General features: G+C 72.0%; 14 protein-coding genes. 8 read left to right on the top strand and 6 right to left on the bottom strand.

Annotated features, from left to right (window positions below):
- Nucleotides 1-15 precede the first annotated feature (15 nt).
- On the top strand, nucleotides 16-837 hold the full coding sequence (rsmI, locus tag ABWO84_RS10760) for a 16S rRNA (cytidine(1402)-2'-O)-methyltransferase (protein WP_353114568.1): 822 nt from the start codon (nucleotides 16-18) through the stop codon (nucleotides 835-837).
- Nucleotides 838-844: 7 nt separating this feature from the next.
- Nucleotides 845-1,558 carry a class I SAM-dependent methyltransferase gene (locus ABWO84_RS10755; RefSeq protein ID WP_353114567.1) on the top strand — a complete coding sequence of 238 codons (714 nt, stop codon included), beginning with the start codon at nucleotides 845-847 and terminating at the stop codon, nucleotides 1,556-1,558.
- A 21-nt stretch (nucleotides 1,559-1,579) separates the two neighbouring features.
- Here ABWO84_RS10755 and ABWO84_RS10750 read toward each other — a convergent pair whose 3' ends face one another.
- Genes ABWO84_RS10750 through ABWO84_RS10740 form a run of 3 tightly spaced genes read right to left on the bottom strand, consistent with a single transcriptional unit; the run spans nucleotide 1,580 to nucleotide 2,560 of the window.
- A complete protein-coding gene (locus tag ABWO84_RS10750) occupies nucleotides 1,580-1,891 on the bottom strand; it encodes a DUF1048 domain-containing protein (RefSeq protein WP_353114566.1) in 312 nt (103 codons plus the stop codon).
- A 1-nt stretch (nucleotide 1,892) separates the two neighbouring features.
- On the bottom strand, nucleotides 1,893-2,255 hold the full coding sequence (locus ABWO84_RS10745; RefSeq protein WP_353114565.1) for a DUF1048 domain-containing protein: 363 nt from the start codon (nucleotides 2,253-2,255) through the stop codon (nucleotides 1,893-1,895).
- Nucleotides 2,252-2,560 (bottom strand): PadR family transcriptional regulator, encoded by a 309-nt coding sequence (locus ABWO84_RS10740; protein ID WP_502915411.1) that lies wholly within the window; start codon nucleotides 2,558-2,560, stop codon nucleotides 2,252-2,254. Before ABWO84_RS10740 ends, ABWO84_RS10745 begins: the two co-directional genes overlap by 4 nt.
- Nucleotides 2,561-2,702: 142 nt before the next feature.
- On the opposite strand from ABWO84_RS10740, the gene metG reads away from it, so the two are divergent.
- Together metG and ABWO84_RS10730 are read left to right on the top strand one after the other, a co-directional pair.
- Nucleotides 2,703-4,280 carry a methionine--tRNA ligase gene (gene metG / locus ABWO84_RS10735; RefSeq protein ID WP_353114564.1) on the top strand — a complete coding sequence of 526 codons (1,578 nt, stop codon included), beginning with the start codon at nucleotides 2,703-2,705 and terminating at the stop codon, nucleotides 4,278-4,280.
- 92 nt (nucleotides 4,281-4,372) lie between these two features.
- Nucleotides 4,373-5,245: a TatD family hydrolase gene (locus ABWO84_RS10730; protein WP_353114563.1), complete on the top strand. Its 873-nt coding sequence runs from the start codon at nucleotides 4,373-4,375 to the stop codon at nucleotides 5,243-5,245.
- On the opposite strand, the gene ABWO84_RS10725 is transcribed toward ABWO84_RS10730, so the two are convergent.
- The 3 genes from ABWO84_RS10725 to ABWO84_RS10715 are packed head-to-tail and all read right to left on the bottom strand — an operon-like array spanning nucleotide 5,230 to nucleotide 8,864.
- Nucleotides 5,230-6,438: an MFS transporter gene (locus tag ABWO84_RS10725; protein WP_353114561.1), complete on the bottom strand. Its 1,209-nt coding sequence runs from the start codon at nucleotides 6,436-6,438 to the stop codon at nucleotides 5,230-5,232. The genes ABWO84_RS10730 and ABWO84_RS10725 overlap by 16 nt on opposite strands.
- On the bottom strand, nucleotides 6,435-7,550 hold the full coding sequence (locus ABWO84_RS10720; protein ID WP_353114560.1) for a MerR family transcriptional regulator: 1,116 nt from the start codon (nucleotides 7,548-7,550) through the stop codon (nucleotides 6,435-6,437). The genes ABWO84_RS10725 and ABWO84_RS10720 overlap by 4 nt, the downstream gene beginning before the upstream one ends.
- Nucleotides 7,551-7,583: 33 nt before the next feature.
- Nucleotides 7,584-8,864 carry an MFS transporter gene (locus ABWO84_RS10715; RefSeq protein WP_353114558.1) on the bottom strand — a complete coding sequence of 427 codons (1,281 nt, stop codon included), beginning with the start codon at nucleotides 8,862-8,864 and terminating at the stop codon, nucleotides 7,584-7,586.
- A gap of 45 nt (nucleotides 8,865-8,909) precedes the next feature.
- On the opposite strand from ABWO84_RS10715, the gene rsmA reads away from it, so the two are divergent.
- The 4 genes from rsmA (at nucleotide 8,910) to ABWO84_RS10695 (ending at nucleotide 13,294) form a co-directional block, all read left to right on the top strand.
- Complete coding sequence (gene rsmA / locus ABWO84_RS10710; RefSeq protein ID WP_353114557.1) at nucleotides 8,910-9,752, top strand: 16S rRNA (adenine(1518)-N(6)/adenine(1519)-N(6))-dimethyltransferase RsmA; 843 nt, start codon at nucleotides 8,910-8,912, stop codon at nucleotides 9,750-9,752.
- Between the two features lie 63 nt (nucleotides 9,753-9,815).
- On the top strand, nucleotides 9,816-10,880 hold the full coding sequence (gene mgrA / locus ABWO84_RS10705) for an L-glyceraldehyde 3-phosphate reductase (RefSeq protein WP_353114555.1): 1,065 nt from the start codon (nucleotides 9,816-9,818) through the stop codon (nucleotides 10,878-10,880).
- A gap of 34 nt (nucleotides 10,881-10,914) precedes the next feature.
- Entirely contained in the window at nucleotides 10,915-11,847 is a 933-nt protein-coding gene (locus ABWO84_RS10700) for a 4-(cytidine 5'-diphospho)-2-C-methyl-D-erythritol kinase (protein WP_353114554.1), read from the top strand.
- Between the two features lie 55 nt (nucleotides 11,848-11,902).
- Nucleotides 11,903-13,294 (top strand): hypothetical protein, encoded by a 1,392-nt coding sequence (locus tag ABWO84_RS10695; RefSeq protein WP_353114552.1) that lies wholly within the window; start codon nucleotides 11,903-11,905, stop codon nucleotides 13,292-13,294.
- Nucleotides 13,295-13,367 lie beyond the last annotated feature (73 nt).

Genomic DNA, 13,367 nt, shown 5'->3' with positions numbered 1-13,367 from the left:
TCCTAAGCTGGGCGGGTGATCATCCTCGCGGCGACCCCGATCGGCAACCTCGGCGACGCGTCCCGGCGCCTGATCGAGGTGCTCGAGAACGCGGAGCTCGTCGCCGCCGAGGACACCCGTACCACCCAGCGGCTGCTGCAGGCCCTGGGCATCGCCAACCGTCCCCGTCTCATCGCGCTGCACGATCACAACGAGAAGCAGAAGGCCGACGAGCTCGCGGCCCTCGCCGCCGATCGCGACCTCGTGGTCCTCAGCGACGCGGGGATGCCCACGGTCAGCGACCCCGGCTACGGCCTGGTGGCCGCCGCGGCCTCGCGCGGCGTGACCGTGACGGCCATCCCCGGCCCGAGCGCGGTGCTCACGGCTCTCGCGGTGTCGGGGCTTCCCACCGACCGCTTCGCCTTCGAGGGCTTCCTGCCGCGCAAGCAGGGGGAGCGACGGCAGGCGCTGCGCGATCTCGAGGCCGAGCGGCGCACCCTGGTGTTCTTCGAGTCCCCGTCGCGGCTCGCCGCCTCGCTCGGCGATATCGCCGCGGTCTTCGGCGCCGACCGCCGGGTCGCCGTGTGCCGTGAGCTCACGAAGCTGCACGAGGAGGTCCGCCGGGGCTCCGCCGCGGAGCTCGCGGAGTGGGCTGCCGAGGGCGTTCGCGGAGAGATCGTCGTGGTCGTGGAGGGGGCGGCGGTGCGGGCGGTCTCCCCGGAGGACGCCGACGCCCAGGTGCAGGAGCTGGTGGCCACCGGGGTGCGGCTCAAGGACGCCTGCGCGGAGGTGGCCGCCGCCACCGGCCTCGGCTCCCGCGACCTCTACCAGCGGGCGCTCGCCGCCCGGAAGCGCTGAGGCGCGCATGGCCGACCGTGACGTCGCCGCAGCGTACGGCGCCCGCGCCGCGGAGTATCTGGCGATCGCGGGCGGCATCGCCCAGATGGAGGAGCCCGACGTCGACCGCATCGCGCGGTGGCGGGATGCCACGCCCGGACGGCTGCTCGACGCGGGCTGCGGTCCAGGGCACTGGACGGCGTTCCTCGGCGCGGGCGGACGCGACGCCGAGGGCCTCGACCTCACGCCCGCGTTCGTCGAGGCCGCGCGGGTGGAACACCCCGGGATCCGCTTCTCCGAGGGCACGATGCGGGACCTCCCGTACGAGGACGCCTCGCTCGGCGGCGTGCTCGCCTGGTATTCGCTCATCCATCTGCCGCCCGCCGACGTGCCAGCGGTGCTCGCGGAGTTCGCGCGGGTCCTGGCGCCCGGAGGCGGACTGCTGATCGGATTCTTCGACGGTACGGCGGGGGAGGGGTTCGCGCACGCCGTCGCCCCCGCGCACTACTGGTCCGCCGACGCCCTGGGCACGCTGCTCGACGCGGCGGGCTTCGACGTCGTCGACGGCGAGCGCCGCGAACGCCTTCCCGGTGCCGCCAGCATCCGTCCACACGGCGCGCTGTCCGCCGTGCGCCGCCCCTGGAAGGCGAAGGGTGGTCAGTTTCGGCAGGAATTCGCCGCAAAACCTGCCGAAACTGACCACCCAACAGGCGGGCTGGCGCGCAGGCCCCCCGCGCCCTGACGCTCACGCGGGCGCGGGGGCTCAGCCCTTGCGGCGGCGGGACTGCTGGTACAGGTCCGCGTAGGTGGGGGCGTCGCCGATGAGGCCATCGCAGAACGCCGCGACGTCCGGCCCGATGAGGTCCATGACCCCGGTGCCCGCGGCGGCGCCCTCCTCGAAGAAGTCCACGATCTCGCTCAGCAGGCCGCCCTCGGTCAGCGACACGGGGCCGACCTTGAAGAGGTACTTCTGCATCTCCTCATAGACGATCCGGTAGTCGGGCGGGAGCGCCTTGACGCGGGCGACGTGCGCCCGCCACTCCCTCTTGCCCTCGATGATGTCCTGGATGCCCATCTCAGTCTCCGTCTCCCCGCTTGCTCAGCCGCCGGGCGACGCTGCGATTGAGCTGCTCGCGCCACCGGTCGCGGTAGTCCCCTGCGCCGTCCTCGCCGGCGACCGCGGCGCAGAACGCGGGGATGTCGTCCCCGAGCGCCTCGGCAGCGGTCTGTCCGTCGGCGGACGCGGTCTCGAGCAGGCCGAGCACCCCGTCGACGATCGGGGTGAGGTTGCGTCCGGTGAGATCGGCGTGCGGCATGATGCCGACCTTGATCTGCTCCCACGCCGCGCGGTAGTCCTCCGGCAGGGCCGTGGCCCGTTCGTCGAAGGCCCGCCAGTCGCGGGTCATGTCGTTCCCGGTGATCCGGTCCCAGAAGTTCATGCGCCGCCCTCCTTGAGCGTGCCGATGCGTGCGGAGACGTAGTCCCACTTCGCCCAGAAGGTCGCCAGCTCCCGACGCCCCGCGTCGTTGAGCGTGTAGAACTTGCGCGGCGGCCCGAGCTCGGAGCGGCGCTTGGTCACGTCGACCAGGCCGCCCTTCTCGAGCCGGAGCAGGATCGTGTAGACCGTGCCCTCGATGACGTCCGTGAACCCGAGCTCGTTGAGCCGGCGTGTGATCGCGTATCCGTAGGTCTCCTCGGCGTCGATGATCTGGAGGACGCATCCCTCCAGCGTGCCCTTCAGCATCTCTGTCAACCCGTCGATGATCCGCTCCCGTCGCTCGCCGTCCGGCTATTCGTTATCACATAGTACCACTACTCTGCATGACGTGGTACCGGCTCTGGTCACAGAGAACGGGCGCCCCCGCTTCCCGCCTAGAATTGTGCGCATGCCCGCAGGCGAATCGTTCTACATCACCACGCCGATCTACTATCCGAGCGACGTGCCGCACATCGGCCACGGCTACACGTCCGTCGCCGTGGACACGCTCGCGCGCTGGCACCGCCAGGCCGGCGACGACACCTGGATGCTGACCGGCACCGACGAGCACGGGCAGAAGATGCTGCGGGCCGCCGCGGCGAACAACGTCACCCCGCAGGAGTGGGTGGACAAGCTGGTGACCGAGTCGTGGTTCCCGCTGCTGAAGACGCTCGACGTCGCGAACGACGACTTCATCCGAACCACGCAGGAGCGGCATGAGACGAACGTGCAGACGTTCTTCCAGCGTCTCTACGACCGCGGCTACATCTACGCCGGCGAGTACGAGGCGCTGTACTGCGTGGGCTGTGAGGAGTTCAAGCCCGAGTCGGAGATCGTCGACGGCACCGGGCCCTTCGAAGGGCTGAAGGTCTGCGCGATCCACTCCAAGCCGCTGGAGCTGCTGCAGGAGAAGAACTACTTCTTCAAGCTCAGCGAGTTCCAGGACCGCCTGCTCGAGCTCTACAAGACCGAGCCCGACTTCGTGCGTCCCGACTCCGCGCGCAACGAGGTGGTGTCCTTCGTCTCCCAGGGGCTGAAGGACCTCTCGATCTCGCGATCGACCTTCGACTGGGGCATCCCGCTGCCGTGGGACGACTCGCACGTCATCTACGTGTGGGTGGACGCGCTGCTCAACTACGCCACGGCGATCGGCTACGGCGCCGACGACGAGCTGTTCGCGCGCCGCTGGCCCGGGTACCACGTGGTCGGCAAGGACATCCTGCGGTTCCACGCCGTGATCTGGCCGGCCATGCTGATGGCCGCCGGCCTCGACGTGCCCGAGGGCGTCTTCGCGCACGGCTGGCTGCTCGTCGGCGGCGAGAAGATGTCGAAGTCGAAGCTCACCGGGATCGCACCGACCGAGATCACCGACGTGTTCGGCTCGGACGCCTACCGGTTCTACTTCCTCTCGGCGATCGCCTTCGGCCAGGACGGCTCGTTCTCCTGGGAGGACCTGTCGGCGCGCTACCAGGCCGAGCTCGCGAACGGGTTCGGCAACCTCGCCTCGCGCACGATCGCGATGATCGAGAAGTACTTCGACGGCGTCGTGCCCGCACCGGGTGACGCCACCGAGCGCGACCTCGCGATCCAGAAGACCGTCGCGGATGCCGCACGGAAGGCGGACGCGGCGATCGAGAGCTTCCGCGTCGACGAGGCGATCTCGTCGATCTGGACGATCGTCGATGAGCTGAACGGCTACATCACCGAGAACGAGCCGTGGGCGCTGGCCCGCGACGAGAGCGCACGGGACCGTCTTGGGACCGTGCTGTACACCTGTGCCGAGGGCCTGCGCGCCCTGTCGGTGCTGCTGTCGCCCGTGATGCCGCAGGCCACGGGCAAGCTCTGGGAGGCGCTGGGCGCCGCCGGCGCGCTGGGCGTGCTGCAGGAGCAGCCGATCCGCGAGGCCGGCGCCTGGGGCCAGCTGCCGCCGGGGACGACGGTGAGCGCGCTCGCGCCGCTGTTCCCGCGCGTGGAGCAGACCGCCTGACGCGCAGCACGTTTCGTCTCGCTTCGCTCGCTCGCTCGACGACCGGGACCGAATACCGCGGGTCATCGAGCGAGCCAAGCGAGGAGACGAAAATGCCCGACACGTACGTGCAGCGCCGCGACTCCGAGGGTCGCAAGGACCTCCGCTACCCTCCGCCCCCGGAGCCGCTGAGGGTGCCCGTGTACGACAACCACGCGCACCTGGAGATCGCCGACGGCGACGAGGTCCTGTCGCTGACCGAGCAGCTCGACCGCGCCGAGGCCGTCGGGATCGCGGGGGTCGTGCAGGCCTCCGGCGACATCGAGTCGTCGCGGTGGGCCGTCGCCGCGGCGGAGCGGGACCACCGGCTGCTCGCCGCGGTCGCGATCCACCCGAACGACGCGCCGACGTACGCCGCCCAGGGGCGTCTCGACGAGGCGCTCGCGGTGATCGACGAGCTCGCCGCGCATCCCCGTACCCGCGCGATCGGCGAGACGGGACTGGACTACTTCCGCACCGACGAGCCCGGGCGCCCCGCCCAGCTCGCGTCCTTCGAGGCGCACATCGGCCTGGCGAAGAAGCACGGCGTCGCGATGCAGATCCACGACCGCGACGCGCACGACGACGTGCTCGCGACGCTCGCCCGTGTCGGCGCTCCCGACAGGACGGTGTTCCACTGCTTCTCCGGCGGCGACGACATGGCGCGCATCGCCGCCGACGCCGGCTACTGGCTCTCGTTCGCCGGCAACGTCACCTTCAAGAACGCGCAGAACCTGCGCGACGCCCTGAAGGTCACCCCTCGCGAGCGCATCCTCGTCGAGACCGACGCGCCGTTCCTCACGCCGGTGCCCCTGCGCGGGCGGCCGAACGCCCCCTACCTGGTGCCGCTCACCGTGCGGTTCCTGGCCGCGGAGCTCGGCGTCGACCTCGACGAGCTGTGCGCGCAGCTCGCCGCGAACACGCTCGAGGTCTACGGCGCGTTCTGAGCCGGGCCGAGGGCGCGGAGCGTCGCGCTCCCCGCGATCAGCGGGACCGGGGCGAGCACGAGGATCGCGGAGATCACGATCAGCGGTCCTGCGCCGATGGTCGTCGCGGCGGCGCCGATCACCGGATAGACGGCGAGCTGCGGAGCCTGCTGGACGATCACGAGCATGCTCTGGAACCTCGACATCATCTCTTCGGGCGCGAGCAGGAGATAGGTGGGGAAGACGTGCGCGGTGAAGATCACCACGCCCGCGCCCACCGCGACCGTCGCGGCGCAGGCAGCGGGCCAGGTCGAGGCCGAGGAGAGCAGGCCGAGGCCGACGGCGACCAGCAGAAGCCCTCCGGCCATCGGCCGCCACGGGCGGAGCATCGTGCCCCGCCAGGCGAACCACGCTCCGATGACGATGCCCCCGGCGATCCACCCGGCCTCGATCAACCCCGCCTCCGCGGCCGACCAGCCGCGTTCCCTCGCGATCAGCGGGATGCCGAGCAGGACGGCGGGTATCACGGCGCCCGCCACGATCGAGACGCAGACGAGGAGCGTGGTGGCGCCGCCCGACGCGCGGAGAGCCCTTAGCCCGGACAGGACGCTCGAGGACTTCGGCTCCGCCGCCGGGCGGCTCGGCCTCAGCGGCGGGCGGACCTGGGTGAGGAGGACGAGCATCCCGAGCGCCCCGAGCGCGTCGAGGAGCGCCACGCCGCTCAGGGCCAGCGCACCCAGAAGCGCACCTCCCAGCGGCGGCCCGAGCGTGCGCGCGAGCTGGCTTGCGATCCCGACCCTGGACATGGCGGCTCCGAGCGCGTCGTCGGTCGCGAAGAGCCGGGGGAAGACCCCCGACGCGGGGCGGAAGAAGGCCGAGACGACGCCGATCAGCGTCGCGGCGGCGAGGAGGAGCGGGACGGGAACGCCCAGCGCCACGGTCGCGGCGGCGAGGGCCGTCGACAGGGCGACCGTCGCCGCGGTGGTCGCGATCATGACCCGTCTCGGGCCGAAGCGATCGGCCAGCACCCCGCCGAGCAACCCGAGGGCGACGGCGGGGGCCACGGTCAGCACCAGGACCGAGGAGGCGACCCCAGGGCCATGCGCCGAGGCGGTCCAGGTCAGCGCGAAGGCGAGGAACCCGGATCCGAGCTCCATTCCGAAGGTCGCCCCCACCCAGGCGCCGAAGCCGCGGGGCAGCCGGCGGACGTTCATGCGGGGCGCGACATCATCAGCGCGATGAAGTCGGGCTGAGCGGGGGCGCTCCAGCGGAGCGGACCGGTGCCGCCACCGAGAGCGCAGACCAGCTCGTCGCCCACGGCGGCGTCGGCGATGAGCGTGACGGCGGCGGCGGAGAGCTCTCGGGTCCCCGGCATTGCGTCGCCGAGCACCGCGCCTCCGGCGAGGCCCGTACCGGAGCGCACCCCCGCCGACCCCGCCGCCTCCGCGGTGAGGAAGAGACTCCCCGAACCCGTCGTTGCCGCGACCGCGCGGAGCTCCCTGCGCACGAACCGGAGGGCCGTCCGGGGCGGCGGGGCATCGAAGAGCGCCGCGGAGGAGGGGAAGCGGTCGGGGGCGGCGAGAAGCGGAAGAGCCGCGCCCCGCTCGTCCCACAGACGCAGCGTCGCGTCCTCGCCGGGGACACGGGCGGCCGTGGCGAGGACCGTGAGGTCGGCCTCCATCGTCGAACGGAGCCGGCTGACGGCCTCCGCAGCCGAGAGGCGAAGACGTGCAGGCGGCCCCTCGACCACGGCGGGGACCGCTGCGCGTGCGAGCAGCACGAAGCGGTCGGTCGCGGAGATGGTCAGTGAGCGATCCCCCACCTCGATCAGCACGCCGTCCAGATCGGGGTCCGAAGAGGACACCGGCTCCACCTGCCGGATGGCGGCGGCGAGAACCATGGCGTCGCAGCGGACGCGGGTGCGCCGGGCGGGCGGGTCGCCGGCGTTGGCCCGCAGGCTCGCCAGGAAGTCGTCCGCGAGCGCCTTCGTGGTGGCCGCGCGGTCGCGGGTCTCCGACACCCATGCGGCGAGGAGCGTCTCCGCCTCCGCGATGTCTCCGGCGAGGACGGCGCCGATCCGTTCGAGACCGAGACCGGCATCGCGGAGACGACGGATCCAGATCGCCTGCCGCTGCTGGCCGGGATCGTAGTAGCGATAGCCGGTCCGGTCCTCCACGTCGAACGGCGGCAGGAGCCCCGAGGCGCCGTAGTCGCGCAACGTGCTGGGGCTCAGCCCCACCGATCTCGAGAACTCCCCGATCGTCTGGAGCGGGAGTCGCGGTCCGAGACGGCCGAGGGCGGGCGGTTCTCCGCGTTCGTGGGCCATGGGACCATGGTCGACCTTCACCCCGGCCGAAGGTCAAGCGGTGTTCTGAGCCGGGCCGTCGTCCGGTTCGCCGAGCACCGGACGGGCGGCGGCGATGTGCCCGATCTGGCGCCACATCAGCAGCAGCGTGAGGGCCGCCCCGCCGAACGCGAACCACCACGGCGCGGTGAGGCCCCAGAGCTGCGCGATCGCGCCGCCGAGCGCCTGGCCGAGGACCATCCCGCCGAACACGCCGACCATGTTCACCGAACCCACCCGGCCCTGCAGCTCGAGGGGGACGAGCCGCTGCCGCACGGTGGTGGAGATCGTCCCCCAGACGAAGGCGTACGAACCGAAGCCGAACATGATCACGAGCGCCACCCAGCCGACCGTGGTGAGGGCGAACGCGAGATGCATCAGCACCTCCAGCGAGAGGCAGACCCGCATCAGGGTCGCGAACGACACGTGCCGTTCCAGCCAGCCGAAGCTCAGCGTCGCCGCGAGGCCGCCGATCGCGGACGCGGTCGTGAGGGCGCCGTAGCCGATGGGACCCATCCGCAGGTGCTCGGTGGCGTAGAGCACGAGGATGCCCCAGGGCGCCGCCCAGGTGACGTTGAACGTGAGGATGATGATGATCAGCGTGCGCACCGGCTTGTTGCGCCAGGCCCATGCGAGTCCCTGGGCGATGTCCTTCCGCACCGGATGCCGCCCGCTCGGGGCGTCCGACTCCCGCGGCGGGACCGGGTGCCGGGCGATGCGCGAGACCAGCACGACCGCGAGCGCGACGCAGAGCACCTGCAGCGCGAAGGGCCAGAACACGCCGAGCGCGAACAGGAAGGCACCGAGCGGCGGCCCGGCGAGCTGGTTGGCGACGAGGTACCCGGCCTGGAGACGGGCGTTGCCCACGCCCAGGTCGGCGGGCCTCACCATCATGGGCAGCAGCGTGCTGCTCGTGGTGTCCGCGAACACCTCCGCGGTGCCGTAGAGGAACGACACGACGAGCACCAGCCAGATCGTCGCGTGCCCGGTGAGCAGGAACACCACCAGGGCGAGGACGACCACCGCACGGGTGCCGTTCGCCAGCATGACCAGTCTCCGCCGCTCGACGCGGTCGGCGATCGCGCCCGCATGCAGGCCGAAGAGCAGCCAGGGCAGGAACTGCATCATCGCGCCCATCGCCACGAGGATCGGGGAGGAGGTCATCGAGGCGATCAGCAGCGGCGCGGCGGCGAGGGCGATCCCGTCCCCGACGTTGCTCGTCCAGGAGGACGCCATCAGCCAGCGGAAGTCACGACCGAGACGGCGGGGAGCGATGAGTTCGCCGAGGGAGGTCACCGCACGAGCTTAGGGGGCGGATCGGACATGCGCGAGAATGGGGGGATGACCGTCACCCTGCTCGGAGCCGCCGACATCCGCCGACTCGCCGCCGAGCTCGACGTGACCCCCACGAAGAAGCTCGGACAGAACTTCGTGGTCGACGCGAACACGGTGCGCAAGATCGTGCACGCCGCGCGGGTGCAGGAGGGCGAGCGCGTCGTCGAGATCGGGCCGGGCCTCGGCTCCCTCACGCTGGCGATCCTCGAGGCCGGGGCGTCCGTCACCGCGGTGGAGATCGACCACCGCCTGGCCGAGCGGCTCCCGCAGACCGCGGGGGAGCAGGGCGTGCCGGAGGGACGCCTGACGGTCGTCGACGCGGACGCGCTGCGAGTGACGGAGCTGCCCGGCGATCCGCAGGTGCTCGTCGCCAATCTCCCCTACAACGTGTCGGTGCCCGTGCTGCTGCACTTCCTGGAGACGTTCCCGCGGATCGCGCGCGGCCTGGTGATGGTGCAGGCCGAGGTCGCGGAGCGCCTCGCCGCGAAACCGGGGTCGAAGATCTACGGGGCCCCGAGCGTCAAAGCCGCCTGGTACGGCCCGTGGCGGCTGTCGGGCACGGTGTCCCGCCAGGTCTTCTGGCCCGTGCCGAACGTGGACAGCCTCCTGGTGGGCTTCGACCGGGATCCCGAGCCGCGCGGCTCCGAGGAGGAGCGCCGCCGCACGTTCGAGATCGTCGACGCGGCGTTCAACCAGCGACGCAAGATGCTGCGTCAGGCGCTCTCCGGCCTGTTCGGCAGCTCGGCGGCCGCCTCCGCCGCCCTCGAGGCCGCCGGTGTCGCGCCGACCGCCCGCGGCGAGGACCTCACGGTCGAGGACTACCACCGCATCGCGCGGACCGCGGGCTGACGGATCGCCCTCGGGGTGGCCCTCCCCGCTGTCGGCGTCCCCGGCGCCCGCTACTCTGGCTGAGTGACCGAGTCCCGCTATCGCCCCGACGTCCCGGAGATCCACCGTCCGTACACCGCCGCGGACGACCGCTACGGGCGGTTCGCCTACCGACAGGTCGGAGCCTCGGGGCTCTACCTGCCGCCGATCTCCCTCGGCCTGTGGTGGAACTTCGGCGACAACATCCCGCTCGACGATCAGCGCGCACTGCTGCGGCACGCCTTCGATCGCGGGATCACCCACTTCGACCTCGCCAACAACTACGGTCCTCCCTACGGGTCCGCCGAGAAGAACTTCGGGCGCATCCTCGCGGAGGATCTGCGGCCTTATCGCGATGAGCTGATCATCTCGTCGAAGGCCGGCTGGGACATGTGGCCCGGGCCCTACGGCGACCTCGGCAGCCGCAAGTACCTGCTCGCCAGCGCCGAGCAGTCGCTCACGCGCATGGGGATCGACTACGTCGACATCTTCTATTCGCACCGCGTCGACCCCGTCACGCCGGTGGAGGAGACGGTCGGAGCGCTCGACACCCTCGTGCGGCAGGGCAAGGCGCTCTACGTCGGGATCTCCTCGTACAGCGCGGAACGCACCGCCGCCGCGGCCGCGGCGGCCCGTGACCTGGGCACTCCGCTGGTGATCCATCAGCCGTCCTACTCGATGCTCAACCGGTGGATCGAGGACGGTCTCACCGACACCCTCCGCGCAGAGGGGATGGGCGCGATCGCCTTCACGCCGCTCGCGCAGGGGCTGCTCACCGGCAAGTACCTCGCCGACGGGACGGCGGAGCGTGCGCAGAGGCGCGGCTCGCTCTCGGACCGGCCGCTGCCGGAGGACGCGCTGGCGGTGCTCCGCAGGCTCAACGACATCGCCGCCGCCCGCGGCCAGAGCCTCGCGCAGCTCGCGCTGCAGTGGACGCTGCGCGATCCGGTGGTGGCTTCGGCGCTGATCGGCGCCTCGAGGCCGGCGCAGCTCGACGAGAACATCGCCGCCGTGGACGGTCCGGCCTTCGACGACGAGGAGCTGGCGCGCATCGACGCGCTCGCCCGCGGGATCGACGTGAACCTCTGGGCCCGGTCCTCGGACCTGTGAGACCGGGACGCGGCGGAGGGGACGGAGGACCGGGATGAGCATGGCGCAGCGTTCGGATGCCGTGCACGTGCGCGCTCCGGGAAAGATCAACGTCTACCTCGCGGTCGGCGGTCGTCACGACGACGGCTACCACGCGCTCGCCACCGTGTTCCAGGCGGTGTCGCTCTACGAGGACGTCTACGCGAGCCCCGCGCACGACTTCTCGCTGACGGTGTCGGGCGACGTGGATCCCGGCACCGTCCCCCTCGACGACCGCAATCTCGCGATGAGGGCGGCCCGGCTGGTCGCGCAGACCGCGGGGGTGACGGAGGGTGTCGAGCTGCACATCCGCAAGAGCGTCCCGGTCGCCGGCGGCATGGGCGGCGGCTCGGCCGACGCGGCGGCGGCCCTCGTCGCCTGCGACGCGCTGTGGGGGACGGAGCTCGGGGCGTCGGTGCTGCACGACCTCGCCGCCCGGCTGGGAGCGGACGTGCCGTTCGCCCTGCACGGCGGAACCGCGGTGGGGACGGGACGAGGGGAGCGGCTCACGCCGGCTCTGGCCCCCGGTCGTTTCGACTGGGTGCTCGTGACCAGCGAGAAGGGCCTCTCGACGCCGGAGATGTACGCCGGACTCGATGAGCTGCGCGCTCGCGTCGGCGCTCTCGCCGACGATCCGCCGCTCTCGCTCGACGTGCCGATCGCGGTGCTGCAGGCGCTGCGCGCCGGAGACCCCCTGGCGCTCGCCCCCAGCATGATCAACGACCTCGAGCAGGCGGCGGTGCGGGAGCGGCCGTCGCTGGACCTCCTGCTCGCCGAGGGCGTGCAGGCCGGCGCGCTGACCGGCATCGTCTCGGGATCGGGGCCGACGGTCGCCTTCCTGTGCGCGGGACCGGAGGCGGCCGCCGCGGTGCAGGAGGAGCTGATCGCGGCGGGGCACCGTGCGCTGCACGTGCACGGCGCCGTGCCGGGCGCCCGCATCATCGGCTAGCGCCGCGCCACCGGAGCGGTGGCCGCGTGACCGACCGCATGGTTGAATGACGGGCATGTCGAAGACGAGACTCCTCCCGTTGGCGCTCGTCGGGACGATCGCCGTGCTCGTCAGCGGCTGCACCGCCGTCGAGCAGACCGAGGAGGACCCCGCCGCCTGGGCGTCGCGGCAGGACCACGTGAGCTCCGCCGAGCTGATTCCCTACGACGACGGCGACGGCGACGGCGACGCCTCCCTGTCGGTGGTCCTCGACGAGGGGCTGGACGACGAGACCGTGCACGCGGTCGTCGATGCGTTCAAGGCGCACTTCGACGGGACGACGGGCGCTCCGAGCATCGAGGTCGATGTCGACGGCTTCCGGGGTCACGTGTTCCCGGCGAAGGTCGGCGATGATCCCGAACTCCGACGCGCGCTCTGGCTCCGCGCCGACGGTCGGGCCACCTCCTACGGAGACCGGTACCGCTCGAAGGCCGTGTCGCATCCGGTCGTCACGGCGCCCGCCGCGGTCGTCGCACAGCTCGCGCTGGACTACGACGACGCGGTTCCCCACGACGGAGAGGTGCGGTACACGATGTCGGTCGAGTCGGCCGACGGCACCGCGGGCGTGCAGTGGGACTCCTCCGTCAGCCTCGGCTTCGGCATCGACGAGGAGGCCGTCGGGTCCCTCGCCGCCCTGCAGGAGCGCTACCCGGGGACCACGGGATGGATCGACACGGTCGGCACGGAGACCACCGGCGCCGTGCACTTCTCGTCTGCCGACGTCACCCTCGACGCGGTGGCGGCGGGAGGTCTCGTCGACCCGAAGCCGTTCGTACGGCTGGAGCTCGGCTGGGGTCCTGCGCGCGGCGATGCGCCCACGTTCGCGGGGGCCTTCTCCGATCCCGCGGTGCGCGCCGCGCTCCAGGCGGTCTCCGCGATCGACGGCGTCACCGAGCTGAGGAGCGAAGCCCCGGGCTCGGGCCGGGCCGTGAGCGTCACCGTCGACTCGGTCGCCGCCTTCGAGGGCGTGCGGGGCTATGCGGCTCGGAGCGGCACCCACCTCACCGTGAGGCTCCTCCGTGCGCCGGTGCTCTTCAACCGGTTCGCGGACCCGGTGTTCTCGGTGCGCACCGACGCGCCGCCTGCGCGACTCGACGCGTTCCGCACGGTCGTCGACCTCCCCGGCATCCGCGCGTTGAAGCTCAGCGAGAAGACCGGCTATCTCGTGGTCGACGGCGACGCGACCGACCGAGAGCTCGAAGCGACCTTCGCCTCGCTCCTCCGGCTTCCCGGGCCCTACGCGTCCACCGTCGTCGCCGTGGCCGTCCCCCGGCCGTACGGGGCGGACGCCGAGTCCGCCCTCGGGACGCTGGCCCGTGGGACGGGCGCCGTGCTCACCGTCGATGATCCCGTGCACGACGACCTCGTCGCGCGCATCTCCGCCGCCTGGACGACGGCGGCAGGCTGACCTCGCCCGGAGGAGCGGCCCGGCAGGAGCGGACCCGGAGGACGCATTGTGCCGGCGTCACGGAACGCCGTCG

The sequence above is a fragment of the Microbacterium sp. genome (assembly GCF_040394595.1).
Lineage (GTDB): Bacteria > Actinomycetota > Actinomycetes > Actinomycetales > Microbacteriaceae > Microbacterium.
The sequence above is the reverse complement of the archived record's forward strand: the minus strand, read 5'-3'. Positions and strand labels throughout refer to the sequence as shown.

Bases quoted from the DNA above. Each gene is read 5' to 3' on its own strand.
- ABWO84_RS10695 (WP_353114552.1), top strand. From the start codon at position 11,903: ATGTCGAAGACGAGACTCCTCCCGTTGGCGCTCGTCGGGACGATCGCC.
- ABWO84_RS10725 (WP_353114561.1), bottom strand. From the start codon at position 6,438: ATGAACGTCCGCCGGCTGCCCCGCGGCTTCGGCGCCTGGGTGGGGGCG.
- ABWO84_RS10730 (WP_353114563.1), top strand. From the start codon at position 4,373: ATGCCCGACACGTACGTGCAGCGCCGCGACTCCGAGGGTCGCAAGGAC.
- ABWO84_RS10750 (WP_353114566.1), bottom strand. From the start codon at position 1,891: ATGGGCATCCAGGACATCATCGAGGGCAAGAGGGAGTGGCGGGCGCAC.
- ABWO84_RS10720 (WP_353114560.1), bottom strand. From the start codon at position 7,550: ATGGCCCACGAACGCGGAGAACCGCCCGCCCTCGGCCGTCTCGGACCG.
- metG (WP_353114564.1), top strand. From the start codon at position 2,703: ATGCCCGCAGGCGAATCGTTCTACATCACCACGCCGATCTACTATCCG.
- ABWO84_RS10740 (WP_502915411.1), bottom strand. From the start codon at position 2,560: ATGCTGAAGGGCACGCTGGAGGGATGCGTCCTCCAGATCATCGACGCC.
- rsmA (WP_353114557.1), top strand. From the start codon at position 8,910: ATGACCGTCACCCTGCTCGGAGCCGCCGACATCCGCCGACTCGCCGCC.
- ABWO84_RS10745 (WP_353114565.1), bottom strand. From the start codon at position 2,255: ATGAACTTCTGGGACCGGATCACCGGGAACGACATGACCCGCGACTGG.
- ABWO84_RS10755 (WP_353114567.1), top strand. From the start codon at position 845: ATGGCCGACCGTGACGTCGCCGCAGCGTACGGCGCCCGCGCCGCGGAG.
- ABWO84_RS10700 (WP_353114554.1), top strand. From the start codon at position 10,915: ATGAGCATGGCGCAGCGTTCGGATGCCGTGCACGTGCGCGCTCCGGGA.